This window comes from Luteimonas flava (assembly GCF_036584485.1).
Classification (GTDB): Bacteria; Pseudomonadota; Gammaproteobacteria; order Xanthomonadales; family Xanthomonadaceae; genus Luteimonas; species Luteimonas flava.
Window position 1 is genome coordinate 1,120,064 of record NZ_JAZHBM010000001.1, and the last position, 24,489, is coordinate 1,144,552.

Genomic DNA, 24,489 nt, shown 5'->3' on the forward strand with positions numbered 1-24,489 from the left:
TTCCGCTAGCCGCGCACCCGTGACGATGCGCACCACTCCGTAGATCCCGTGCTCCGATGCCGCGCGACACCCGCAACCGACACGCCGCGATCCGCCTGCCCGATCTGCGCATCGACAGCTGCAACCTGCCCCTGCGCGATCCCGACGGCGACGGGTTTCTCGGCGATCGCGCGAGCCAGACCGCGTTCCGCCGGTTTCTCGATGCGCGGCGTCGGCACCATTTCACCGGACGCCGCGACCCCTTCGGCCGCACGGCGACCCACGCCATCTCCAAAAGCGAGATCGATCTGGTGCTGGTCGGCGGCGACGCCGATGCCGCGCACCTCGTGCACGCGGCGGTCGAGGATCATGCGCACCAGCTCGCCGGTGTGGTACGCGGCTTTCTGGCGACCGACGACTGGCACGGCGTGCGCCGCATCGTCATCGGCGGCGGGTTTCCCGGCAGCCGCGTCGGCGCGCTGTCGGTGCGCCGCGCCGCACGTCTGCTCAAGCTCGCGCGCAGCGGCGTGGACCTGTCGCTGCTGCGCCACGACGGCGACGATGCCGGCCTGCTCGGCTGGGTGCCGCTCGCCCCGGCGGCGACGCATCGGCACGACGCCTTCCTCGCGGTCGACATCGGCGGCACCAACATCCGCTGCGGCATCGTGGCGCCACGGTTCGACCAGCGCGAGGACGGCAGCCGCGCCCGCGTGCTCGAACGCAGCCAGTGGCGCCATGCCACCGAATCGCCCGATCGCGAGGACGCGGTGACCCGGATGGCGGCGATGCTCAATGGCCTGATCGCGCACGCGCGCACGCTGGGACTGCGGCTGGCGCCGTTCGTGGGCATCGCCTGCCCCGGGCAGATCCACGTCGACGGACGCATCCTGCACGGCGCGCAGAACCTGCCCGGCGACTGGGAGGCCGAGCATTTCCGCCTCGCGGACGTGCTGCAACAGCGGCTGGACCGCATCGGTACGCGCGCGCCGCTGGTCCTGCTGCACAACGATGCCGTGGTGCAGGGGCTGAGCGAGCGCCCGCGCATGGCATCCGTCGAGCGCTGGGGCGTGCTGACCATCGGTACCGGCTTGGGTAACGCCAGCTACACCAACCGCCGCGCCTGAACCGCAGCGCGTGCACCGGGCCGGGCCGGCGCCCCCGGGTGCTATGCTCGATCCTCGGGCCGCGCCCGATCCGTGCGCTCCGCGCGACCTGAGCCGTCGCCCGCCTCGCTTTCTCTCCCGCGTGACCGCCCCGTTCGGGGCTCCGCTCACAGGAAGCGTCGTGCCCGGTTATTCCACCCGTATCGTGAACGTCCAGGTCGGTGAACACGACTACCGCCTGCGCGTGCTCGGCGATCTGCAGCAGTTCGCCGATCCCGATGGTCATGGCGCGGACCTGGGTATTTCGTCGGCGCAGTGGTCCCTGTTCGGCCAGCTGTGGCCGTCGGGTCGCCTGCTGGCGCAGACGATGGAACGCGCCGATGTCGCTGGCAAACGCATTCTCGAGACCGGCTGCGGCATCGGCCTGTCGAGTCTGGTGCTGCAGCGTCGCGGCGCCATCGTGGTCGCATCGGATATCCACCCGCTGACCGAAGGATTCCTCGCCTACAACGCGGCGCTCAACGCGCTGGATGCGGTGCATTACCGGCAGATGCGCTGGGACGTCGCGCTCACCACGCTGGGGCGGTTCGACATGATCATCGCGTCGGACGTGCTGTACGAGCGCACGCATGCGGCGCTGCTGGCCGACGTGGTCGAGCGCTATGCGCAGCCGAGCGCCGAGGTCGTGATCAGCGACCCGGGCCGCGGCAACAGCGCGGCGTTGAGCCGGCTGCTCGACGCGCAGGGCTTCTCGCTGCAGGAGTCGCGCGCCGGCATCGACAACGAGGCCGACGCCCTGCCGCGCGGTCGCATCCTGCATTACCGCCGCGCGATGGGCCGCCTGCAATGAGCGCGCGCGCCGACTGCGACCGCTGCGATGCGGTGTGTTGCCGCCTGACGGTGGTACTGCAACCGGGCGATGTCGTCCCGGCGCGTTTCACCGATGTCACCGACGCCGGGCTGCCGGTCATGGCGCGTGACGAGGAGGGCTGGTGCGTCGCCATCGACAGCGCCCGCATGTGTTGTTCGATCTACGAAAGCCGTCCCGACGTGTGCCGCCGATTCGTCATGGATGGTCCCTACTGCCGCGACATCCGCGCCGATTACATCGAGCGTGGCAGTCGCGGCATCCCGCTGGCGATGTATTGACGGAGTCCACCGGATGTCCCGCACCAAACCCCCGAGTCCCCCGCAGTCCGACACGCGTCACCTGTTCGCAGGCGCGCGCAAACCCAACGAACGTGGTGCATCGCTGACCAGCGACCGCATCGCCGATGATCTGGCCTCGTTCCGCAAGTCGGGCGGCAAGATCGAAGTGCTCGGCAACACGCGCACCCTGACCCGCATCGACGCGCCTGCCGCGCCGCCGGCCGAAGCTGCGCCGCGCAAACGCCGCGCGAGCTGAACTCCGCTGCCGTCGCGTCGACGACGGCGCGGCGATGCACGTGTCCCTATCCTGTGGGCCTGACATCCAGGAGCCGCCCACATGTCGCTGACGCCGCCGATCCGACCCTTCGATGCCACACCGTTGCGCGATCGCGTGGTGCTGGTCACCGGCGGCGCGCAGGGCATCGGGCGCGGGATTGCGCAGGCGGTGCTGGGCGCCGGCGGACGCGTGGTGATCGGCGATCTCGATCGCGATGCCGGCAAGGCCTGCCTCGTCGAATGGGATGTCGGCGACCGCGCCCGTTTCCTGCCGCTCGACGTGGCGCGCGAGGCCTCGGTGCGTGCGTTCGTGTCCAGGGCGCTCGCGGCATATGGACGCATCGACGGTCTGGTCAACAACGCAGGACCTGCCGATCCGGTGATCGATGACGTCTCGACGCTGTCGCTGGCCGACTGGCGACGCTTCATCGACGCGCATCTGACCGGCACCTTCCTGTGCAGCAAGTACACGCTGCCCGCGCTGCGCGAAGCGCGCGGCGCGATCGTCAACATCGCGTCCAGCAGGGTGCTGCAGTCCGAGCCGCATACCGAAGCCTATGCGTCGGCCAAGGGCGGCATCGCCGGATTCACGCATGCACTGGCGATCAGCGAAGGCCCGCAGGTGCGGGTCAATGCGATCAGTCCGGGCTGGATCGTCACCGACGACTGGCGCAAGCCGTCGGCGCGTCGCAAGCCCACACTCTCGAAACGCGACCACGGCCAGCACCCGGCGGGCCGCGCCGGCGTGCCCGACGACATCGGCTCGCTCGCAGTGCATCTGCTCTCCGACGCTGCGGGATTCATCACCGGCCAGAACCTGGTCGTGGATGGCGGCATGTCGCGCAAGATGCAGTACGCCTAACGCCGGCGTCACGCTGCACCCCCGGCGCTGAACCGCCGTCGCGAACCGCCGCGTTTTTCACCTGCGATTGCGCGCGCGACTGCAAGCATGCGGCTCTGTCATCCGCACGGAGAACATCCATGAAGCCGATCCGTACCCTTGCCGCGCTGGGCCTGCTGTCGCTGGCCGGCACGAGTCTCGTCCACGCCCAGACCTACGGCCCGCAGGACGAAGGACGCCGCTTCAACGACGGCAGCCGTGTGGTCTGCAACGACGTCGAAGTGCGTCGCAACTCCTCCGACCCGAACCGCGTCGCCGGCACTGCCGCGGGTGCCGTGATCGGTGGCCTGGTGGGCAACCAGATCGGCAGCGGCAACGGCCGCAAGCTGGCCACGGTCGGTGGCGCCGTCGCAGGTGGCGCGATCGGGCGCAACGTGCAGGGCAACCGTCAGGAAGCGAACGGCAACCGCGTCGTCGAAACCCACTGCGAGCGCGTGCGTCGCTGATCAAGCGTCGATATTCCTGAAAATCGAACACCCGGACGGGTCGGCAATGTGCCGGCCCGTTCGCGTATGCGCGGTGTCACCAGACCAGATCGTCCGGCACTGCATACTTCGGATCGTCGTATCCGTCATCACCGCCCTGCGCCGGCGTGTCGCCGCCGTGGTCGAGCACGATCGCCCGCGGATCGCGTTCGCGCACGCGCGTGACGACGGCGCGCGGCAGCAGCACGAAGCTGGCATCCAGACGCGCGATCACCAGCGCACCGCTCGCCAATTGACGCGCCTGTGCGTCGTCGACGACGACGCTGCGGATGCCGCCGTCGACATCGAAGCGATACCCGCGCTCACCGGCCGACTTGACCTGATGGTCGGCGATCAGCTGCCGCGCCTGGCCACGACGCTCGCGTTCGCGGGCTTCCTCGTTGCGTGCCTGCGCGAGCGCGCGATCGCGTTCGGCCTTCTCCTGGCGCAGGCGCTCGGCCTCGCGCTGGGAGTCGGTCTTGGCCGTGGGCTGCTTGCCGTGTCGCGCCTTCGTCTGCTCGCGCGCGATCTCGGCGACCTTGCCCTTCTTGACCAGACCGGCCTTCAACAGCTGTTCCTGCAGCGGATTGCGCATGCCACATCGTCCACGGTGTTCGGACGTCGATGATACCGGCTGCGCGATATCCGCTCCGGCGCTATCGTGCCCCGATGGATCCCCTGCCCTATCTCGCCGGCTATCCGGCCGACGTCCAGATGCGTGTGCGCGCACTGCGCGATGACGGACGTCTGGGCGACTACCTCGCCCGCCGCTATCCCCATCCGCATTCGATCCGCAATGATCGCCAGCTCTACGATTACGTGCAGGCGCTCAAGGACCGGCACCTGCGCCAGTCCACACCGCTGCACAAGGCGATCTACGACGGCAAGCTGCAGGTGCTCAAGCATGCGCTGGGCACGCACACGACCATCTCGCGCGTGCAGGGCGGGCGGCTGAAGGCGAATCGCGAGATCCGCATCGCCAGCGTGTTCCGCGAGGCGCCGGCCGCGTTTCTCGAGATGATCGTCGTGCACGAACTGGCGCATCTGAAGGAGAGCGACCACAACCGCGCCTTCTACAATCTATGCACCCACATGTCGCCGGACTACCACCAGCTGGAGTTCGATCTGCGCCTGTATCTCATGCATCGGGAGATGCCCGAGCACACGCAGCGCTGAACGAGGCGCGGCACGATCGTTGATCCATATGCAACGATCCTTCCCGATACTCCGGGTCGTTCTATCCGTGATACGTCGCCAGACTTGTGAACAGGCCGCCCTACGCGGCATCGATCCGTCCACCACGAGTCTCCGCCATGTCCAACGCCTTCATCGCCGCCGCCACCCGCCGACGCAGCCAGTACGCCCTCGGCAAGTCACTGCCGCTGTCGCAGGCCGACACCACTGCGTTGATCCAGGAAGCCGTGCGCCAGGCGCCCTCCTCGTTCAACTCGCAGAGCTCGCGCGCCGTGATCCTGTTCGGCGACGAGAGCCTGAAGTTCTGGGGCTTCGTCGAAGACGCGCTGCGCAAGATCGTGCCGGCCGATGGCTTCGCCGACACCAAGGCCAAGCTCGACGGCTTCGCCGCCGGCGCCGGCACGGTGCTGTTCTACGAGGACACCGCGACGGTGCAGGCGCTGCAGGAGAAGTTCCCGCTCTACGCCGACAACTTCCCGGTGTGGTCCGAGCACGCGAGCGGCATCGCGCAGTACGCCGTGTGGACCGCGCTCGCCGAAGCGGACATCGGCGCGAGCCTGCAGCACTACAACCCGCTGCCCGACGCTGCCGTCGCGGCCGAGTGGGACCTTCCGTCGACATGGCGCCTGCGCGCGCAGATGCCGTTCGGTTCGCACGAAGCCGGTTTCGGCGAGAAGACCTTCATCGACGACGCGATCCGGTTCCGCGTCCACGGCTGATCTCCGCCGCGCATTCCGGTCATCGCCAGGCCCTGCGTAGAATCGCAGGGCCTTGCCTCATCCGGAGTTCCGATGCGCCTGCCGATCCGTCCCGCGTCTCTTGTGCTTGCGCTCGCTGGCGCCTGCCTGCTCACCGCATGCGCGCCCGTGCAACGCGGCGAACCGGCCGACGCGCGCGCCAGTGTCGGATCAGCCACGCAGGCCTCGCTCTTCTTCGAGCGCTTCACCGACGAATGGATGCGACGCCAGCCGTCGGCCTCGACCGCGAGCCGCTACTTCGGCGACGCCGAGCAGGCGCGCATGGACCGCGAACTCACGCCGCAGACGCAGGCTTTCCGCGCGGAGACGATCGCGCTCGCGCAGCGCGGCCTGACCGAACTGTCCGCGCTCGACCGTGCATCGATGGGCGACACCGACCGCGTGTCCGCCGAGCTGATGGACTGGCAGCTGCGCAACCTCGTCGAAGGCGACCGCTTCGACGACTACGGGTTTCCGCTGCAGCAGTTCAGCGGTGCCAACGTCAATCTGCCGAACCTGATGACCGTTGTGCATCCGCTGCGCACCGCCGCGGACGCCGACAGCTATCTCGCGCGGCTGTCGCAGTTCGAATCGCGCATGGACGAATCCACCGCGCGTGCAGCCGAACTCGCCGCGCGCGATGTGCTGCCGCCGCGCTTTATCGTCGAAGCGACGATCGCGCAGATGCGCCGCTTCATCGCCGACGCGCCTGCGCGCAATCCGCTGGTGGCGACCTTCGACACGCGCCTGCAGACCGTGGAGGCCATCGATGCGTCCGCGCGTGCGGCGCTCGTCGACAAGGCGACGCAGCTGGTCGAAAGCGGGGTCTATCCCGCGTGGTCGCGTGCGATCGCCGAGCTCCAACGCCAGCTGCCGCGCACGACCGACGATGCCGGCCTGTGGCGCTTCCCCGACGGCGCGGAGGCCTACGCGTTCCAGCTGCGGCGGTTCACGTCGACCGCGTTGAGCGCCGAGGAGATCCACGCGATCGGCCTGCGCGAAGTCGCGCGCATCGAGGCCGAGATGGACACCATCCTGCGCTCGATCGGCCGCAGCGACGGCAGCGTGGAAGCGCGGCTCAAGCAGTTGCGCGTCGATCTCGCCTACCCGGACGACGATGCCGGGCGCGCCGCGATCATGGCCGACATCGACACGATGATGCGCGACGCCGAGCGTCGCAGCGATGCGCTGTTCGACATCCGTCCGCGCTCGGCGGTGATCGCCCAGCCCTACCCCGAATATCGTTGGGACAGCGCCGCGGCGAGCTACACCGCGCCACCGCTCGACGGCTCGCGTCCGGGCGTCTACCAGATGCCGCTGCGCAAGGACCGCCTGACCCGCTTCGGCCTGCGCACGCTGGTCTATCACGAGACCGTGCCCGGCCATCATTTCCAGGTCGCGCTGTCGGTCGAAAACGCCGCGCTGCCGAAGTTCCGCCAGACGCGCGCGCTCGGGGGCATCTCCGCCTTCAGCGAGGGCTGGGCGCTGTACGCCGAACGCCTCGCCGCCGAGGAAGGTTGGTACGAGGGGGATCCCGAAGGCCGCCTCGGCCAGCTCGACGCCGAACTGTTCCGCGCGCGTCGCCTGGTTGCCGACACCGGCCTGCACGCGATGCGCTGGACGCGCCAGCAGACGATCGACTACGGCATCCCCGCCTCCGAAGTGGACCGCTACGTGGTCATGCCGGGACAGGCCACGTCGTACATGATCGGCCAGCTCGAAATCGTGCGCCTGCGCGACAAGGCGCGCGATGCACTCGGCGACCGCTTCGACCCGCGGGCCTTCCACAACCGCGTGCTGCTGACCGGCGTGGTGCCGCTGGAACTGCTGGAACGCGAAGTGGATGCCTTCATCGTGCAGGAGCGGAGTTGATACGCCAGCGCTTAATCGTGGGCGCCAGCGTCGTCGCCGCAGGGTTGCTGGTCGCCGCCTTGCTGGTCAGAAACACCGATGCGGATGCGGGCGTTGTCTCAGCCGAAAATGTTGCAGGCAGCGCAAGCGACGCGTCGGTAGGCACGAACCGGTCGGCGATTCCTGACGGCCCCTTCGACTCGCAGCGTGTGCAGCTCGAGGCGGCGGCAGCCAATGGTGATGCCCATGCCGCCTTCCGCCTCGGCCAGGCGATCGCGCACTGTCTGAATTACAGCCCCGTCGCCAGTGGCCGGGCAGCGCAACGAATGGCGGAACTGATCGCACAGGCGGGTACGCACATCCGCATCGGCGATCGTCCGCTCGGCGACGAGCGCAGCATCGATATGGTCCTGTTCGCGCAACAGGAAGGCGAGCGGTTGTGCACCGATACCGACAGCCTACGCACGACCCCACCGACGCTGGACGCGTTCCACTACATCGCACAGGCGGCCCAGGCCGGTCACCCCGGCGCGGCAGCGCTGTATCCCGATCTCGCCTTCCGTGAGTTCCGCACGCCGGCCGAACTGATCGAAAACGCCGACGAAGTCGAGCGGCGTCGGGAGCGCGCACGGTCCTACCTGCTTCGCTCGGTCCGCTCCGGCGCGCCCGAGGCGCTGCTCGCGGCGTCGAAGGCGTATTCCGCCGACGGCTGGCTGGCCCGCGACCCCGAGCAGGCTTTGGCCTACTGGCTGACATACGCGGCGACCGACGACTTCAGGCGCATTCCCGAAAGTCTAGCCAACGAGCGGACCGCCGAACTGGAAGGCATGGCCACGGCCTCGCAGCGCGAGCGGGCCGCGGCCCAGGCTGCACGCATCATGGGTCTGTCCGGAGGGCGAGCGGATGCGCAATGACATGCTGAAGCGGTATCTGTTTGCCGCGGTGTTGCCGATGGCGCTGCTCTCCGCCTGCGGCGAACGCAATGCAGACATGACATCTCATGCAGCAGCAGATGCCCCCTCGTCTGCACCGGAAACGACATCCGAGATCGCGCGCATACGCGAAGCAATCACGCTGCCCGACATGCCGCCCGAATTGACGGCAATGGTCACCGACACAATCGATAACGGGCCCGACCCCTGGCGCATGACGCGACAGGAGGTCGTCGCGCAATTCGCCGCGTCCGCGGATGCCGGCGATGCGGGGTCGGCCTACATCGTCGGCCGGCGCCTCGCCGAATGTCACCGGATTCTGCGTGAGGATACGCCGCAGTCGGTGCTCGCGAGTTACCGGGACGATCTTCTCGAGCTCCAACAGCGCGAGGGCACGCCCGCGTACGCGGTCATACGGGGTAATGTCGAGAGAAGATTCGCCGGACGGGTCGATGGTTTTGCGGACTGCAGCGCACTGACGCCCGCGCTGATCGAGAAATCCGCGCAATGGCTCGAGCGGGCAGCGGCCGCAGGACATGCAGGGGCGCGCAAGGACTACCCATCGCTGGCGATGGCCGAATTCCAGACACGCGACGGCATCATCCGCGATGCGAAGGAGGCGCAACGCAGGCAGACACTCGCGCGGGGTTATCTCGAAGATGCCGTGCAGGCAGGTGATCGCCAGGCGCTTCACACGTATGCCGACGCACAGCATGGTCGCGGCCCGCTCTATCCGGAGGATCGCCGGGCAGCCCAGGTCTATGGGTACGTGCAACAGCTAGCGTTTCAACAGCCACGCACGGTCGATCCGCGCATGGCTGCGTTGCAGGCAGTGGTCGACAAGGACCGCGTTGAACGAGGTGGTGCAACACGCGATGAAACGTTCCAGTCGCTGCTGCGCAATGGGCCGGACCGGTATCCGCCAGATGCATTCAGCGATGCGGAATGGACGGAGATTGCAGAGGAAGGTCGACGGATCTTCGAAACATCGTTCAGGACCGAAACTCCGGGGTCGTAACGGCTCGCTTCGCGCCGCACTGCCCGCAAGCCTGTACTCAATGGATCCATCGCAACCCGAGACCCGACAATGACCGCACGCGCCCGACTCACGGCCCGCACCGACGGCGCCGATTTCCATGTCGTGCTGGATGACGGCACCGGTCATCAGTGGTCAGCCGACGAACCCGCATCGCTGGGCGGCGGCGGCAGCGGCCCGACGCCCGATCAGCTGCTGCTGTCGGCGCTCGGTGCGTGTACGGCGATCACGTTGCGCATGTACGCCGCGCGCAAGCAGTGGCCACTGGAAGGTGTCGACGTCGAACTGGCGCTCGATCCGGACGGCAAGCCGGCCGCCGGCACCGACATCGCGCGGCACATCATGCTGCGCGGCCCGCTCGATGCGGACCAGCGCGAGCGCCTGCTGCAGGTCGCCAATGCGTGCCCGGTGCACAAGCTGCTGACGGGCGAAGTGCGGATCGCGAGCGCGCTGACCGGTTGAGTCCGCAGGACGTCGGTCCAGATACCGGCGGGCTCCCCAACAGAAAAGGGCCGGGAAATTCCGGCCCTTTTCGTCGCTCAGCGATCCGCGTGGATCACCAGATGCGGACGCGATCTTCCGGCGCGATCCACAGTGCGTCCTGCGCGGTGATGTCGAACGTGTCGTACCACGCGTCGACGTTGCGCAGCGGGGCGAACGCGCGGATGTGACCCGGCGAATGCGTGCCGTTGACGAGCTGCTGACGCAGCGCGTCGTCGCGCCACAGGGTGCGCCACACCTGCGCCCAGCCCATGAACAGACGCTGCTCGCCGCTGAAGCCGTCGAGCTCCGGCGCGGGCTTGCCGTCGAGCGAACGGCGGTAGGCCTCGAGCGCGATCGTGATGCCGCCGAGGTCACCGATGTTCTCGCCCATCGCGACCTTGCCGTTGATGTGCATGCCCGGCAGCTGCGGGAACTCGTAGGCCTCGTACTGGGCGCCGAGCTTGGCGGCCTGGGCCTCGAACTTCGCCGCGTCTTCGGCCGTCCACCAGTCGCGCAGCACGCCTTCGCCGTCGGACTTGCGGCCCTGGTCGTCGAAGCCGTGGATGATCTCGTGGCCGATCACGCCACCGATGGCGCCGTAGTTGACCGCCGGATCGGCGTCGGGATCGAAGAACGGCGGCTGCAGGATCGCGGCCGGGAACACGATCTCGTTCTTGACCGAGTTGTAGTAGGCGTTGACGGTCTGCGGGGTCATGCCCCACTCGCCCTTGTCGACCTGCTGGCCGAGACGGTTGCGACGGTAGTCCCACTCGAACGCCATCGAGCGCTCGGCATTGCCGAACACGTCGCCGCGTGCGACCTGCAGGCCGCTGTAGTCGCGCCAGGTGTCCGGGTGACCGATCTTCAGACCGAAGCCTTCGAGCTTCTTGCGCGCCTCGGCCTTGGTCTCGGCGCCCATCCAGTCGAGCTGGTCGAGACGCGCGCCCATCGCCACCTTCACGTTGGCGACCAGCTCGTCCATCTTGGCCTTGGAATCGGCCGGAAAATACAGCTGCACGTAGTCGCGGCCGATCGCCTCGCCCATCGTGTTCTCGGCGAAGGACACGCCGCGCTTCCAGCGTTCCTGCTCTTCGGGCTGGCCCGACAGGAACTTGTTGCGGAACTCGAAGCGGGCGTCGGAGAACGCCTTCGACAGCAGCGGCGAGGCGCTGTCGATGGTGCCGAACGCCTGCCAGGCCTGCAGCGTGGCGATGTCGGTCTCGCCGAAGATCGCCGCGAGCTTCGGAATCGCGGTGCTCTGGCGCACGACGGCGCGCGGCGCCTGCGGCACACCGGCCGCGGCGAAGTACGTGGCCCACGGGAAGCCCGGTGCGGTGGTCTCGAACGCGGACAGCTCGACCGGGTTGTAGGTCTTGTCACGATCGCGGCTCTCGGCACGGGTCCAGTGCGCTTCGGCGATCTTGGTCTCCAGCGCGAGAATGGCCTCGGCGTTCTGCTGCGGGTTGTCCCAGCCGCCGAGCTCGAGCATCTGCGCGATGTAGGCCTGGTAGCGCTCGCGCTGCGGCGCGAAGTTCTCGCGCAGGTACATCTCGCGATCGCCCAGGCCGAGGCCCGACTGGCTCATGTAGAGCGTGTAGCGATCGGGATCGCGCTGGTCGTCGGACACGCCCAGGCCGAAGAAGCTGCGGCCGAAGTCGCCCTGGCTCTCGCCCATGAGGGTCGCGAGCGCCTCACGGCTGTCGGCGGCGCGGATCGCGGCCAGCTTCGGTGCGAGCGGCTTGGCGCCGAGCGCCTCGATGGCGGCCTCGTCCATGAAACCTGCGTACAGCGCGGCAACCTTCGCCTGGTCGCCGTCGGTGGCGGGATCGCCGGCCGGATAGCCTTCGACCAGCTGACGCACGCGCGCTTCGGACAGGTCGCGCAGCACGAGGAACGCGCCATAGCTCGACTTGTCGGACGGGATCTCGGTGTTCTTGGCCCAGTTGCCGCTGACGTAGCGGAAGAAGTCCTCGCCCGGACGCACCGTGGTGTCCATGCCTGCGGTGTCGATGCCCCAGGTGCCCATGCGCTTGGCGGCGACGGTCGCTTCGGCGCTGCCGGCGGCAGAGGTGTCGGCCTGGAACAGCGACTGCAGCTGGCACAGGTCGTCGAGGCAGGCGTGCTCGTGGTCGTGGGCGATGGCGGCCGAGGCCGCCATCGTCAGCGCGACGGCCGTGGCCGCGGACAGCAGGGTCTTCTTCAAGGTCGATCTCCGGGAATTCGTTCGGGTCCGGTCGCGCGGTTGCACGCGAAACCGGTCACCCAGCATACCGGCCCGGGCGTGCACGCCGTCCTGATCCGGACCCAACGAATGGCACTCGCGGTGCGGGAAATCGCGGAAAGAACGCGCGAACTCCGGACGCCGAGGCGAATTACTGCCGACTCAGTCGCGCGGCAGCACGCGGACACGCTGCGTCAGGACATGCGTCTGACCGGGGGCGAGACGGACGATGTCAGGCCCCGCATTCGCGGCTTCCAGACACAGGAAACCGCGCCAGGCACCGTCGTTCATGTCGCTGCTGCGTTCCGCAGCCGCCTTGCCCGGATTCCACACCACGAGCGCGCGACTGCCGGACGTCACGAGTTCGATGCGCCGGTCGAGGCCGGGATCGTCGAGCAGATAGCGCCCGCCGGCATCGGCGTAGATGTAATCGCTGCGACCCGGATCGCGCGCGTCGTCCAGCACCCAGTCGCCGGTCTGCGCATGCGCGGCGTACCCGTCGTTCTTGTCGAGGAAACGCAGCCCGTCGAGACCTTCGACGCGCACGTCGGCGACATCGGACACCCGGAAGTAGCTGTGCAGGGCCTGGGTGAACGCGACGGGCGCATCACCGGTGTTCGTGGTCTCGAGCGTCTGCTCGAGCGTCGTGCCGATGCGCAGATGCATGCGCAACGCCAGACCGAGATCCGCGTAAGGCGGCGGCGCGAGCGTCAGCGACACGCTGCCGTCGGCATCACGCGAGGCCGCGACGAGCTGCCAGCGCACGGTCCGCACGAAGCCGTGCGACGGCACGTCGTCGCCCTGGCCCTGACGCCCGAAGAACGGCCACACCACCGGCACGCCACCGCGGATCGCAGCCGGCACAGCCGCCAGGCGCGGCGACAACCACAGCAGGTCCTCGCCACCAGTCGGCACGTAGGACAGCAGATGGCCGCCATGCAGCGCGATCGCCGCACGCGCATCGGCCGTGTCGACCAGCACCGCCGGATAACCGGCGAACGTGCCGATCCGCACGCCGTCCACCTCCATCGCGGTCGTCGCGGCGCCGGGAGCGCCGGCAGCGGTGACCTCGTCTTCGTAGCGGGCGGGTGTCGTGAATCGGGTTTCGGTCATGGCGGTGGAGTCGGTCATTGCATCGGTCTTGGGACGCGGGGTGTTCTGGATGCCGGTTGCGCAACCGGCGAGCGCGGCGATCAGGCAGAGCAGCGGCAGGCGGATGGCACGGGGCATGGCAGGGCTCGTGGGAAACCGGCGCAGGGTAGCGCACGGCGCGCGGCGGCCAGTGCGGGTCTCCCGCCCTGCCCGCCCTCGTGGACGATGCGCCTAAGTTCGCCGTGCAGGCCGAAGCGTCACTCGCCCGAGGCCCACGGCGCCTGCGCGAGCTTGCGGGCCAGATGATCGACCAGCGCCTGCACGCGCGCCGGTCGGCCGCGTCCCGGCGGCATGACCACGTGCACCGCGATCTCCGGTGGCTGCCAGCCGGGCAATGCGACTTCGAGCGCGCCGCGGCGCAGTTCGCGCCAGACCAGGAATTCAGGCTGCAGGGCGAGCCCGGCGCCGGCCAGCAGCGCGGGCGTCAGGGCTTCGGCGTTGTTCGCGCGCAGCACCGACGGCACGCCCACCGAATAGTCGCCGTGCCGGGCGTGGTGGAAACGCCACGCGGCGCCCGAGCGCGCGTAGGCATAGGTCAGCCCGCGATGCATGCCCAGATCGCGCGGATGCTTCGGCCGACCGACGCGTTCGAAATACGCCGGCGCGCCGACCAGCAGGATGCGCACGCCGCACAGCCGGCGTGCGACGAGACTGGAATCCTCCAGCGTGCCGATGCGCAACGCGAGATCGAAGCCGCCGCCGACGATGTCGACGGTCTCGTCGCTGAGCGCGAGTTCCAGCGTCACGTCCGGAAACTTCGCCATGAAGGCCGGCAGCAGCGGCGCGACATGGGCGACGCCGAACGACATCGGCGCGGCCATGCGCACGTGGCCACGCGGGCTGACCGCCTGCGCGGTCACGGATGCCTCGACCGCTTCGCCCTCGGCCAGCAGACGGCTCGCACGCTCGACGGCATCCTCGCCTGCCGCCGTCAACGTCATCCGGCGCGAGGTGCGATGCAGCAGCGGCGTACCGATGCGTGCCTCGAGCCGGGCGATGGCTTTCGACACCGTTGGCTGGGTGATGCCCAGCGCTTCGGCGGTCGCGGCGAACGAGCCCAGCTCCGCGACACGCGCAAAGATGGCCCAGGCTTCGAGATCCGGAAGCTTCATCGCGTCATAAATGGAATGGATGGTGTTCCATTCTTTCCGTTCCCCGCATGGCGCGCAAGGCGTAACGTGGCGCCATTCCCGACATCCACTGGAGAACGACATGATCGAACGCCGCCCCTTCGACACCCTCGGCGCCGCCAACCACGGCTGGCTGGACGCGCACCACCACTTCTCGTTCGCCAGCTATCACGAGCCGGCGCGCATGGGCTGGGGCGCGTTGCGGGTCTGGAACGACGATCTGATCGCACCGCGTACCGGCTTTCCGCCGCATTCGCATTCCGACATGGAGATCATCACCTACGTCCGCGAAGGTGCGATCAGCCACAAGGACAATCTCGGCAACGCCGGCCGGACCACCGCTGGCGACGTGCAGGTGATGAGCGCGGGCACGGGCATCCAGCACGCCGAGTACAACATGGAAGGCGAGCAGACCCGGATCTTCCAGATCTGGATCATTCCCGATGCGCCCGGTGGCGCGCCGGCCTGGGGCACCAAGCCGTTCCCGAAGGACGGGCGCAGCGGTGATTTCATCGCGCTCGCCAGCGGTTTCGAGGGCGACGACGATGCGCTGCCGATCCGCGCCGCGGCCCGCGTACTCGGTGCCACGCTCAAGGCCGGCGACACCGCCGAGTACGCGTTCGCCGATGGCCGTCTCGGCTATCTGGTGCCGGCCTCGGGCGCAGTCGAGATCAACGGCACCCGCATCGATGCACGCGATGGCGCGGCGATCCGCGACGAGGCGGTGATCCGCGTGACTGCGCTGGAAGACGCGGAACTGGTGCTGGTCGACACGGCGCGGTAATCGCGTCCATCCGCCTTCATCGCGCTTCGCTGAAAGCGCTTCGCACTCGCCCACCGATGCTGCACACGCAGCATCGGCGGCGTGTGTATGCGCGACGTTTCACGGGATCCGAACGCAATTCCGTGACCCCGTGCCCCGATCGGCACATCGAGGTGGAGGCGCTTTTGACAGCGTTGTCAGTCGGCGGCAGCGTCGATGCCGGTCCAGCGCAGGGGGTGGGCCCAACACCATCACGCAAGGAGCCCACATGGATCGCACATCCTGCATCGCCCTTCCCATCGCCGCCTGCCTCGGCTTCGCCGCGCTCGCCCTGCCCGCCGCCGTGCAGGCGCAGACGCCGGTCTGGGAGGAGAACTTCAACGGCACTTCGATCGACGGCAACACCTGGACCTTCGACGTCGGCACCGGCTGCCAGATCGGCATCTGCGGCTGGGGCAACAACGAGTTGCAGTACTACACCAGCCGCCCGGAGAACGCGCGCGTCGAGAACGGCAATCTCGTCATCGAGGCGCGTCGCGAAACCTTCGAAGGCAGCCCTTTCACGTCGGCGCGCCTGAAGACCGAAGGCCGCGTGCACTTCAAGTACGGCACGCTCGAGGCACGCATCAAGACGCCCGAAGCCGGCAACGGCCTGTGGCCCGCGTACTGGATGCTCGGCGCCATCGGTGTGTGGCCCGACCGCGGCGAGATCGACATCATGGAGATCGGTCACGTCGACGGCATCGCGGCCGGCATGGCCAATCGCCGCGTCGGTGGCGCGGTGCACTGGAACTACGGCGGCGGCCACGCCAGCCATGGCGATTTCGCGGATTTCCCGGGCAACCTGCACGACGACTACCGCACCTACCGCATGACCTGGGATCCGGACTTCATCCGCGTCACGGTCGACGGTCTGCAGTACTTCGAGATGGCGATCTCCGACATCGAAGGCGCCTCGCTGCACGAGTTCCACGCGCCGCATTTCCTGCTGCTCAATCTCGCGGTCGGCGGCACCTACACCGGCATTTCAAACCCGAACGGCGTCACCGCGCCGCTGCCCGGCCGGATGCTCGTCGACTGGATCCGCCTCTACCAGGACCATCCCGACAGCGAACTGCAGCTCGGCGGCGACAGCGCGGTGCCGGCCGGGCGCTTCGGGGTCTACTCCGAACAAGGTGGGCTGGCTGGCGCACTGGATTTCGGCAGCGACGCCGATCTGTTCGTCTGGAACAACCTCGCCCCGATCAGCGCCGCGCCGTTCGAAGGCAACGAAGCGATGGCGTTTCGCGCGAGCGCCGGGCAGTGGTTCGGTCTCGGCATCCTGACCGACTACCGCAACATGAGTGCCTATGCTGGCGGTGCGCTGAAGTTCCACATGCGCACGACCACGCCATCGACGTTCAAGATCGGCATCAACACCTCGTTCGGTGACAGCTGGGTCGATTTCACCGCCGGTGGGCCGAACTACGGCCTGGTGCGCGACGGGCAGTGGCACCAGGTCACGATCCCCTTCAGTGCCTTCTACGATCTCGACCTGCACGCGGTGAAACAGATGTTCATGGTCGTCGCCGATCCGCCGGCGCAGGACGTCGAACTGGTCATCGACAACGTCTACTACCAGAGTCCGTGATCACGCAGGCCGGGCGTGGCACGCCGCGCCCGGCTTCAGAACACCGACAAGCCGGTCATGCGCGTGAAGCGGTGCAGCGCGTAGCCGCCGAGCAGCGAGTTGCCCTTCTCGTCGAGCGCCGGCGACCAGACGCACAGGTTCAGCACGTGCGGCACCACCGCGACGATGCCGCCACCGACGCCGCTCTTGGCCGGCAGGCCGACGTGGAACGCGAACTCGCCGGCAGCGTCGTAGGTGCCGCAGGTCATCATCACCGCATTGATGCGCTTGGCGCGCTCGATACTGGTGACCTGCGCGCCCGATGACGGGCATTTGCCGCGGTCGGACAGGAACTGCAGGCTGCGTGCGAGGTCGATGCAGTTGATCTTCAACGCGCACTGGAAGTAGTAGAAATCCAGCACCGCCTGCACGTCGTTCTTGATGTTGCCGAAGCTGCGGATGAAGTTGGCCAGCGCCACGTTGCGATAGCCGCTCTTGCGCTCCGATTCCCAGATCTCGTCGTCGCGTCCGATGTCCGGATTGCCGGTGCGCTCGCGCATGAACTGCAGCAGCGCGGCTTCCGGGTCGTCGTAGTGCGAGAGGATGACGTCGGCGACGACGATCGCACCGGCATTGATGAAGGGATTGCGCGGAATGCCGGCCTCGTGCTCCAGCTGGATCAGAGAGTTGAACGGATCGCCAGAGGGCTCGCGCCCCACCCGCTTCCACAGATCGTCGCCGGCCTTGTCGAGCGCCAGGGTCAGCGTGTGCACCTTGGAGATGCTCTGGATCGAGAACGGCGCATGCGCCTCGCCCACCGTATAGACGTCGCCGTCGAGCGTCGCGACCGCCATGCCGAAGGTGTCGCGCGGCACGGACGCCAGCGCGGGAATGTAATCGGCGACCTTGCCCTTCTGCGCGTCGAAGCGTTCGCGGACCTCCGCGTGGATCGTCTTCAGGATGTCCTGCAGATCGTGGCGGCTCAGATCGTGCGGATTCTGCGGGGGACTGCGCATGACGCCTCGGCTGGGGAACGGCGGATGTGCCGGCTCCGCAGCATGGCGTCGAAGGCGTGACCATCCGGTCACGCCAGCACGGCCTCAGTTCGTGGACCAGTCCGCTTCGAGTGTGCGGAACGATGTGGGCAGGGTAATGCCCTGCGCGTCGTAGTCGCGCGTCTCCACCCCGTCGACGCGCACCCGCTGCGGCCGCGTGCGCTGCGGCCATGCGAGATGCACGGTGCTGCCCGCACGCAATCCGTCGCCGAGCGCGACATCGAGGCGCGTGGCATCGCCGCGCGCGTGCAGGGTCAACGGTCCGTAGGCCGTCGGCAGCGCATCGAGTCGCAGGCCCTCGCCCGCCAGCCAGTCGGTCGGCGTGCCGGGCAGCAGCTGCAGCACGGTGTCTTCCTCGCGCATCAGCATGCCGAACACCGCACGCGCGTATTCGGCGCCGATCCAGGTGTGCGGCATGTCGCCGAGATAGCGCGGGAAGCGCAGCCGCGAATGCACGACCTCGCCCCAGACGTGCCAGGGCTGCGGGCGCCGGTCGGCGAGCATGCGCGAGAGCATCTCCCATGCGGCATCGGGCTGGTCCAGATGGACGAAGGTCAGCACGTTGCGCAGTTCGTAGGGCGAGTACGCGTACAGCGCATCGGGCGCGCCATTGCGGCGGAAGTCGGCGAGATAGCGGTCGAAGGTGTTGCGCAGCGCATCGGCAGGCAACAGATCCTGCTGCCCGGTCGGGTCGAGCGCGATCGAGACGCTGGTGGGGTCGTTGCCACCGAGATCGGCCGCCGCGGGCACGGTGTCCTGGCCGCTCCAGGCCATCGTCGCGCGGATCGATGCGGCGACGTCGGTCCGCAGCGCGTCGTATTGCGCGCGCGCCCAGGCAGCGGTCTCCGCATCGCCAAGCTGCTCGGCGAGCCAGGCGCCATCGTGCCAACCCTTGAGCGCCCAGTAGTCGTCCCAGTAGCTGTGCGTCGGGCTCGAATAGCCTTCATGGCTGATCGACGGCGCGATGATGCCGCGGAAGCGCTCGGGCGCTGGCGCATCCGCCATGTAGCCCGGCACCAGCGTGCGCTCGCGCAGTGTCTGCAGGAACCGCATCGCGGACGTCACCTGCGGCAGGTAGTCGCGGACGGTCTCCGGCCCGCCGTCGAGCCGCGCGACATCGGCCACCAGCGCGATGTACTGGCCTTGCGCGTCGAACTCGATGTCGGAACCGAAGCCGGTGAACAACGTGCCGTCGTCGTTGATGATCGGCGAGACCAGACCGGACTCGCGCACCGCGTGATCGGTGTACCAGCGCAGGAAATCGCGGGCCACATCGGCCTGTCCCATGCGCAGCAGCACCGCAGCAGTCGCCGCGCCATCGCGGATGAAGGAGCGGTCGTAGTTGCGCGGGCCCGGCTGCATCGCCTGACCGGTGCGGTTGATCAGCATGTAGGCCGCCTGCGTGCGCAGCGCATCGACCATGTCGGCATCGGGCAATGCGATGTGCACGTCGCCGAAGCGTGCGCGCCAGTCGTCGGCGACATCTGCGGCCAGCGCATCGAAACTCGCGTCGGGCGTCGCGGCGACCCGCAGCGAGGCCGGCACCAGCGCCGGCGCTTCGGGCAGCGGGCCGTGGTTGCGGTCCGTGCGCGTGATGCCGAGCGGAAACGCGACAACGACCGATTCGCTGGCGCCGGGCGCGAGCCGCATGCGGTAGCCGAGCAGCGATGCGGCGAGGCCCGCATCGTCGTGCGCGGCCTGCGCATCCGGCGCAGTGCCGGCCGCGGCATGCGGCGTGAGTTCGCTCGCGCCGTCTTCGCCGAACTGTGCCGCGCCCTGGTGCGTCGGCGGGGTCAGCGACGTCAGCAACGTGCGGTCGTTGACGCGGACCGCGGTGCCGAGTGGATCGGCAGCGATCGCGATCTCGCGGATCGGCGACAGCCCGCCGTTCTGCCATGGCGGATTCATCTGCATCGGTCGCACCAGCAGCGACAGCGTGCCGTCGATCGCGGTCGCGCCGCGATTGGTCACGCGATGCCGCAGCAAGGTGACCGGCTGACCGTCGAGCGTCGCGGTGAAGGTCTCGCTGCGCACGGCGATGTCCGGTGTCGCGGTCCAGTCGACGGCCGGCATCGGCATCCAGCGTTCGCGCAACGTGTGCGCCGGCGTCCCGGTTGCCGCGCTGGCCGCGCCGCGCGCATCGCGCCAGATCGCCTGCACCAGCGGCGCGCCCTTCCAGGCTTCGAGATTGCCCCACTCGTCGAAGATCGATTTCTGCAGGCCGCCGTGCACGCCGACGACCGTCCAGTAGGTCTGCTGCATGCGCAGCGAGGGCGGAAACAGCGCCGCGGTGCCGCGCGCCGCGGCCGCCTGATAGGCGCGCATCGGCGTCATCACTTCGCCCGGCCCGAGCAGCCGCAGGCGCGTGACGGCCGGCAGCGTACCAACCCCGGCGGACACGCGCACGCGCAGTTCGCGCGCGTCCAGCGCGACCGGACTCGCCAGTGTCGACATGCCGCCGTCGCCGGGGAACGGATCGCGCGCCACGACCTGCCAATCGCCCGCGGCGTCGCGTGCCTCCAGCGTCGCGCCGCTGCGCGTGCCGGCCCATTCGACGCGCAACCCGGCAGTGGGCTGCGGCGATGCGAACGACAGCGCAATGCGTCCCGAATCGCCGTCCATCTCGACCGGCACCGGCGACTTGTCTTTGCGCCACACGCGTGCGTTGTCCGGATCGTCCAGGCCTTCGATACGCGGCGCCTCGGCGACCGGCAACGGTTCGAACTCGAAGATCGACACGCCCCAGTCCGAGGTCTTCGGCAGCGCCGCCAGCCGCAGCCAGCGCGCACGCACCGGCGCAAAGAACAGCGTCTCCACGCCGCCGAGCGAATCCGCCTGCACGTGCACATCGCGCCATTCGCCGTCGCGCTCGGCCGCCTGCAGCACGAAGCCTTCGGGATTGGCGAGATCCCAACGGATACGCACGCCACCGATATCGGCCGCGCGTCCCAGATCGACCTGGAACCAGTGCCCGGCGCTGAACGCGCCGCCGGTCTTCGTGGCCGGATCACCGTCGATCAGATGACCGATCGCCTCGGCCTGCACCTGCGCCGACGAACTCGTCGCCGTCCACGCCGCGCGCGGCGGCAGGCCATCCTGCGCGAGCGCCGACGCGCCGACCAGCGCACACACCACACCACCCAGCCACCGCACCCGATTCCGCATCGCGCACCCGTCCTGTTGTCGCACGCCCTCCCCAGGGTCGCGACGCCGGCACGAGGGCCGTCGCGATCGGGAGCGTAACCGTTTTCAGTCGAGCCGGGCGACGGCCTGCCGCAGCCGGGATTCCGGTGCACGCGTCTTCCGAATGTGCGGTCTGCACGACTGAACACGCCTCCGGGTACGTGGTCTTGACCCGGCATCGGCGACGCTTGGCCCCCGCGCGTACCGCGCCGCAACCGCACAGGACATTGACCGCATGGGCATGCTGATCGAAGGCCGCTGGGAATCCGACGACGACAAGCTCGTCAGCGAAGACGGCACGTTGCAACGGCCCGACTCGGCGTTCCGCAACTGGATCACGCCGGACGGCGCACCCGGTCCGACCGGCGAAGGTGGATTCGCCGCCGAGCCCGGCCGCTATCACCTCTACGTGGCGCGGGCCTGCCCCTGGGCGCATCGCGCAACGCTGTTCCGCGAACTCAAGGGCCTGCAGACGATGATCGGGTTGTCGGTCACGCACTGGCTGATGGCCGACGACGGCTGGACCTTCGCCACCGGCCCCGGCGTGATTCCTGATCCGCTCTACGGCGCCGAGACCGTCTGGCAACTCTACGTGCGCGCCGATCCCCGCTACACCGGACGCGTGACCGTGCCGGTGCTGTGGGACACGCAGCGCGAGACCATCGTCAGCAACGAATCGGCCGACATCATCCGCATGTTCAACAGCGCGTTCGACGGCGTCGGCGCGACGCCTGGCGATTACGCGCCGGCAGCGCTGCTCGGCGAGATCGACGCGCTCAACGACCGCATCTACGACGGCCTCAACAACGGCGTGTACAAGGCGGGCTTCGCGACCAGCCAGTCCGCCTACGACGAGGCCGTGCGCGGCGTGTTCGAGACGCTCGACTGGCTGGAATCGCATCTGTCCGGCCGGACCTGGCTGTGCGGCGACGTGCAGACCGAAGCCGACTGGCGTCTGTTCACCACCCTGCTCCGCTTCGACGCGGTCTACCACGGGCACTTCAAGTGCAATCTGCGGCAGCTCGAGGACTACCCGGTGCTGTCGGCGTACACGCAGCGGCTCTACGCCGAGCCGGCGGTCGCGCCGACGGTGAACTTCGACCACATCCGTCGCCACTACTACCAGAGCCATCGCCAGATCAATCCGACCGGCATCGTGCCGGTGGGTCCCGAACCCGCGTTTCCGGCGCCGTTCTGAATCAGGCGCCGCGCGGTGCGTCGACGACCTGCGGTGTGCGCAAGGGCGCACCGTCGACATCGAAGAAGGCCCGGTTGCGCAGGCCGCGCAGTCTCGCCGCGAGCAGGCGCAGGAAGATGCGACCGCCGCCGATCGCGGTCGCGAGGGGCGTGCCTGGCACCTGCCCTTCGGCCGACGCCTGGTTGAGTACGAAGCGCGGCGGGCCGAATGCTGCATCCCGATCCTGCGGTTCCAGTGCGTCGGCGATCACACCGACATAGGCAATCCGCGCATCGCGCGCCGTGTTGGCGATCGGCGCCTTGCAGCAGCCGGCGTACCAGCGCAGCAGACCCCTGTCCGACAGCGACAGACAGGCCAGTCGCGCATCTCCCGTGGTGAACCGGATCGCGTCCGGTGGCACGGCGACGATCGCCGTGCCGCCCTGCGCATCGAGAACGTCGTCGGCGCCCAGAAAGCGTGCATAGGCGCGGCAATCGCGGCAGTAGCAGCGCGCATGTCCGTAGGGGTGGGCGTTGTCCACTTCGCCGCGCAACTGTCCGCAGCGGCATCGCAGTTCGACGTGCATGACCGTCTCCCGGGGATTCGACGCCCGGATGCTGCGCCCGCGTCGCGACGGGCCATGTGAACGCTCAGCCGGCCGCGGCGACTTCGTAGAGTTCCAGCGGCAGGCCGTCGGGATCGGCGAAGAACACGAAGCGCTGGCCGGTATACGGATCGACGCGCACCGGTTCCAGCACGACGCCACGCGCGGTCAGGCGTGCGCAGGCCGCGTCGATGTCATCGACGGCGAAGGCGAGATGGCGCAGGCCGCGCGCTTCCGGCCACGACGGTCGCGCCGGTGCATCCGGGAACGAGAACAGCTCGACCTGCCCGCCGTCGGGCAGCGCAAGATCGAGCTTCCAGGACTGCCGCTCCTCGCGGTAATGCTCGCCCAGCACGCGCAGGCCCAGCGTTTCGACGTAGAACGCTTTCGACACCGCGTAGTCGTCGCAGATCACTGCGACATGGTGGATACCGCGCAGCATCGTCAGGCCGGCACTTTCAGCGTGCGTGCGAACAGCGCCAGCATCTTCGACCACGCCTCTCTGGCGGCCGCTTCGTCGTAGCGCGGCGTGGTGTCGTTGTTGAAGCCGTGTTCGGTATCGGCCGGCTGGTACAGCGCGAACGTCTTGCCGGCCGCCTTCAATGCGGCTTCGTAGTCCGGCCATTGCGCATTGACGCGCGCGTCGTTGGACGCCAGCACCACCAGCAGTTCCGCGGTGATCTTCGGCACGTCCTCCAGCGGCGCGGCCGGTCCGTAGAACGGCACCGCGGCGCGCAGCGTCGGCAGCTGCGTCGCCAGCCAGTTGGCCATGCCACCGCCGTAGCAGAAGCCGACGACACCGAGATGACCGTTGCCGCCCTCGATCGCCTGCAACCAACCCGCAGCGGCGACGAAATCCTGCCGCGCCGCGTCCTGGTCCAGCGTCGCGAACAGGGCGCGCGCGGCGTCTTCCTCGCCGGGATAGCCGCCCTTGGGAAACAGCGCGTCCGGCGCGAACGCGATGTAGCCCTCGAGCGCGATGCGCCGCGCGACATCCTCGATATGCGGATTGAGGCCGCGGTTCTCGTGCACCACCAGCACCAGCGGCAACGGACTGCTCGCCCCGGCCGGCTGCGCGAGATAGCCGCGGCCGCGGCCATTGCCCTTGGGCGAATCGAATTCCACGTGCCGCGCCTGCAGGCGCGCATCGTCCGGCGCGATCTGCTGCGCGCTCGCGAACTGCGGGCTCAGGGCGGCCAGCAGCCCCACCGCGCCCGCGGCGCCGGCGATACGGCCCGCGCGCGTCAGGAAGCCGCGGCGGTCGATCGCGCCGTGCACGTAGTCGTCGAACAACGCGAGGACGTCGGGATCGAAATCGCGTGCGGTCTGTTTCGGCGGTGTGGCCATGACGGGCTCCTGCGGCGGATCGGAACTCGATGGTAATCGCCACACGTGACGTGCGGCGTGCACCGTCCGCAACGCCGCGTTGCACCGCAACAAAACTTCAATACATCGTCGTTAGCCTCCGGCCCCGGTCGCACGTCGGCCCA

24 protein-coding genes are annotated in these 24,489 nt (G+C 68.7%); 15 read left to right on the plus strand and 9 right to left on the minus strand.

What is annotated here, in order from left to right; genetic code table 11:
- The first annotated feature begins 56 nt into the window (after positions 1 to 56).
- From V3391_RS05360 to V3391_RS05385, 6 genes are all read left to right on the plus strand, one after another.
- Positions 57 to 1,103, plus strand: a complete 1,047-nt coding sequence (locus tag V3391_RS05360) for an ROK family protein (protein ID WP_332077369.1) — start codon at positions 57 to 59, stop codon at positions 1,101 to 1,103.
- 160 nt (positions 1,104 to 1,263) lie between these two features.
- Positions 1,264 to 1,932: a class I SAM-dependent methyltransferase gene (locus V3391_RS05365; RefSeq protein ID WP_332077370.1), complete on the plus strand. Its 669-nt coding sequence runs from the start codon at positions 1,264 to 1,266 to the stop codon at positions 1,930 to 1,932.
- Complete coding sequence (locus V3391_RS05370; RefSeq protein ID WP_332077371.1) at positions 1,929 to 2,231, plus strand: YkgJ family cysteine cluster protein; 303 nt, start codon at positions 1,929 to 1,931, stop codon at positions 2,229 to 2,231. Before V3391_RS05365 ends, V3391_RS05370 begins: the two co-directional genes overlap by 4 nt.
- Before the next feature lie 13 nt (positions 2,232 to 2,244).
- Complete coding sequence (locus tag V3391_RS05375) at positions 2,245 to 2,487, plus strand: hypothetical protein (RefSeq protein WP_332077372.1); 243 nt, start codon at positions 2,245 to 2,247, stop codon at positions 2,485 to 2,487.
- Between the two features lie 81 nt (positions 2,488 to 2,568).
- Positions 2,569 to 3,369: an SDR family oxidoreductase gene (locus V3391_RS05380; protein WP_332077373.1), complete on the plus strand. Its 801-nt coding sequence runs from the start codon at positions 2,569 to 2,571 to the stop codon at positions 3,367 to 3,369.
- Between the two features lie 119 nt (positions 3,370 to 3,488).
- On the plus strand, positions 3,489 to 3,854 hold the full coding sequence (locus tag V3391_RS05385) for a glycine zipper 2TM domain-containing protein (RefSeq protein ID WP_332077374.1): 366 nt from the start codon (positions 3,489 to 3,491) through the stop codon (positions 3,852 to 3,854).
- A 76-nt stretch (positions 3,855 to 3,930) separates the two neighbouring features.
- Here V3391_RS05385 and V3391_RS05390 read toward each other — a convergent pair whose 3' ends face one another.
- Positions 3,931 to 4,467 (minus strand): DUF2058 domain-containing protein, encoded by a 537-nt coding sequence (locus tag V3391_RS05390; protein WP_332077376.1) that lies wholly within the window; start codon positions 4,465 to 4,467, stop codon positions 3,931 to 3,933.
- 74 nt (positions 4,468 to 4,541) lie between these two features.
- Between V3391_RS05390 and V3391_RS05395 the strand changes: the two genes are divergently transcribed.
- From V3391_RS05395 to V3391_RS05420, 6 genes are all read left to right on the plus strand, one after another.
- Positions 4,542 to 5,048 (plus strand): M48 metallopeptidase family protein, encoded by a 507-nt coding sequence (locus V3391_RS05395; RefSeq protein WP_332077377.1) that lies wholly within the window; start codon positions 4,542 to 4,544, stop codon positions 5,046 to 5,048.
- A 137-nt stretch (positions 5,049 to 5,185) separates the two neighbouring features.
- Positions 5,186 to 5,785, plus strand: coding sequence for a nitroreductase family protein (locus V3391_RS05400; protein WP_332077378.1), 600 nt, complete (start codon positions 5,186 to 5,188; stop codon positions 5,783 to 5,785).
- Between the two features lie 72 nt (positions 5,786 to 5,857).
- On the plus strand, positions 5,858 to 7,675 hold the full coding sequence (locus tag V3391_RS05405) for a DUF885 domain-containing protein (protein WP_332077379.1): 1,818 nt from the start codon (positions 5,858 to 5,860) through the stop codon (positions 7,673 to 7,675).
- A complete protein-coding gene (locus tag V3391_RS05410; RefSeq protein ID WP_332077380.1) occupies positions 7,672 to 8,568 on the plus strand; it encodes a hypothetical protein in 897 nt (298 codons plus the stop codon). The genes V3391_RS05405 and V3391_RS05410 overlap by 4 nt, the downstream gene beginning before the upstream one ends.
- The gene (locus tag V3391_RS05415) at positions 8,558 to 9,604 is read left to right on the plus strand and encodes a hypothetical protein (protein ID WP_332077381.1); all 1,047 of its coding nucleotides are present in this window, start codon (positions 8,558 to 8,560) and stop codon (positions 9,602 to 9,604) included. Before V3391_RS05410 ends, V3391_RS05415 begins: the two co-directional genes overlap by 11 nt.
- A 69-nt stretch (positions 9,605 to 9,673) precedes the next feature.
- Positions 9,674 to 10,084: an OsmC family protein gene (locus V3391_RS05420; protein WP_332077382.1), complete on the plus strand. Its 411-nt coding sequence runs from the start codon at positions 9,674 to 9,676 to the stop codon at positions 10,082 to 10,084.
- Between the two features lie 94 nt (positions 10,085 to 10,178).
- On the opposite strand, the gene V3391_RS05425 is transcribed toward V3391_RS05420, so the two are convergent.
- From V3391_RS05425 to V3391_RS05435, 3 genes are all read right to left on the minus strand, one after another.
- Positions 10,179 to 12,308: a M13 family metallopeptidase gene (locus V3391_RS05425; RefSeq protein ID WP_332077383.1), complete on the minus strand. Its 2,130-nt coding sequence runs from the start codon at positions 12,306 to 12,308 to the stop codon at positions 10,179 to 10,181.
- Positions 12,309 to 12,488: 180 nt separating this feature from the next.
- On the minus strand, positions 12,489 to 13,556 hold the full coding sequence (locus V3391_RS05430; protein WP_332077384.1) for a D-hexose-6-phosphate mutarotase: 1,068 nt from the start codon (positions 13,554 to 13,556) through the stop codon (positions 12,489 to 12,491).
- 119 nt (positions 13,557 to 13,675) lie between these two features.
- Positions 13,676 to 14,590, minus strand: coding sequence for a LysR family transcriptional regulator (locus V3391_RS05435; protein ID WP_332077385.1), 915 nt, complete (start codon positions 14,588 to 14,590; stop codon positions 13,676 to 13,678).
- 100 nt (positions 14,591 to 14,690) lie between these two features.
- Here V3391_RS05435 and V3391_RS05440 point away from each other — a divergent pair, with 100 nt between their 5' ends.
- The gene (locus V3391_RS05440) at positions 14,691 to 15,392 is read left to right on the plus strand and encodes a pirin family protein (protein ID WP_332077386.1); all 702 of its coding nucleotides are present in this window, start codon (positions 14,691 to 14,693) and stop codon (positions 15,390 to 15,392) included.
- Positions 15,393 to 15,639: 247 nt separating this feature from the next.
- Complete coding sequence (locus tag V3391_RS05445; protein WP_332077388.1) at positions 15,640 to 17,001, plus strand: glycoside hydrolase family 16 protein; 1,362 nt, start codon at positions 15,640 to 15,642, stop codon at positions 16,999 to 17,001.
- Between the two features lie 35 nt (positions 17,002 to 17,036).
- On the opposite strand, the gene V3391_RS05450 is transcribed toward V3391_RS05445, so the two are convergent.
- Positions 17,037 to 17,996 carry a glutaminase gene (locus tag V3391_RS05450; RefSeq protein WP_332077389.1) on the minus strand — a complete coding sequence of 320 codons (960 nt, stop codon included), beginning with the start codon at positions 17,994 to 17,996 and terminating at the stop codon, positions 17,037 to 17,039.
- An 84-nt stretch (positions 17,997 to 18,080) separates the two neighbouring features.
- Positions 18,081 to 21,200, minus strand: coding sequence for a discoidin domain-containing protein (locus tag V3391_RS05455; protein ID WP_332077390.1), 3,120 nt, complete (start codon positions 21,198 to 21,200; stop codon positions 18,081 to 18,083).
- A gap of 253 nt (positions 21,201 to 21,453) precedes the next feature.
- Between V3391_RS05455 and V3391_RS05460 the strand changes: the two genes are divergently transcribed.
- Entirely contained in the window at positions 21,454 to 22,416 is a 963-nt protein-coding gene (locus V3391_RS05460) for a glutathione S-transferase family protein (RefSeq protein ID WP_332077391.1), read from the plus strand.
- A gap of 1 nt (position 22,417) precedes the next feature.
- Here the strand turns inward: V3391_RS05460 and V3391_RS05465 are convergent, their stop codons facing one another.
- The 3 genes from V3391_RS05465 to V3391_RS05475 all read right to left on the minus strand — a co-directional run bounded on the left by V3391_RS05465 (position 22,418) and on the right by V3391_RS05475 (position 24,346).
- The gene (locus tag V3391_RS05465) at positions 22,418 to 22,981 is read right to left on the minus strand and encodes a DUF6151 family protein (protein ID WP_332077392.1); all 564 of its coding nucleotides are present in this window, start codon (positions 22,979 to 22,981) and stop codon (positions 22,418 to 22,420) included.
- 64 nt (positions 22,982 to 23,045) lie between these two features.
- Positions 23,046 to 23,441: an SMU1112c/YaeR family gloxylase I-like metalloprotein gene (gene gloA2, locus V3391_RS05470; RefSeq protein ID WP_332077393.1), complete on the minus strand. Its 396-nt coding sequence runs from the start codon at positions 23,439 to 23,441 to the stop codon at positions 23,046 to 23,048.
- Positions 23,442 to 23,443: 2 nt separating this feature from the next.
- Positions 23,444 to 24,346, minus strand: coding sequence for a dienelactone hydrolase family protein (locus V3391_RS05475; protein WP_332077395.1), 903 nt, complete (start codon positions 24,344 to 24,346; stop codon positions 23,444 to 23,446).
- Positions 24,347 to 24,489 lie beyond the last annotated feature (143 nt).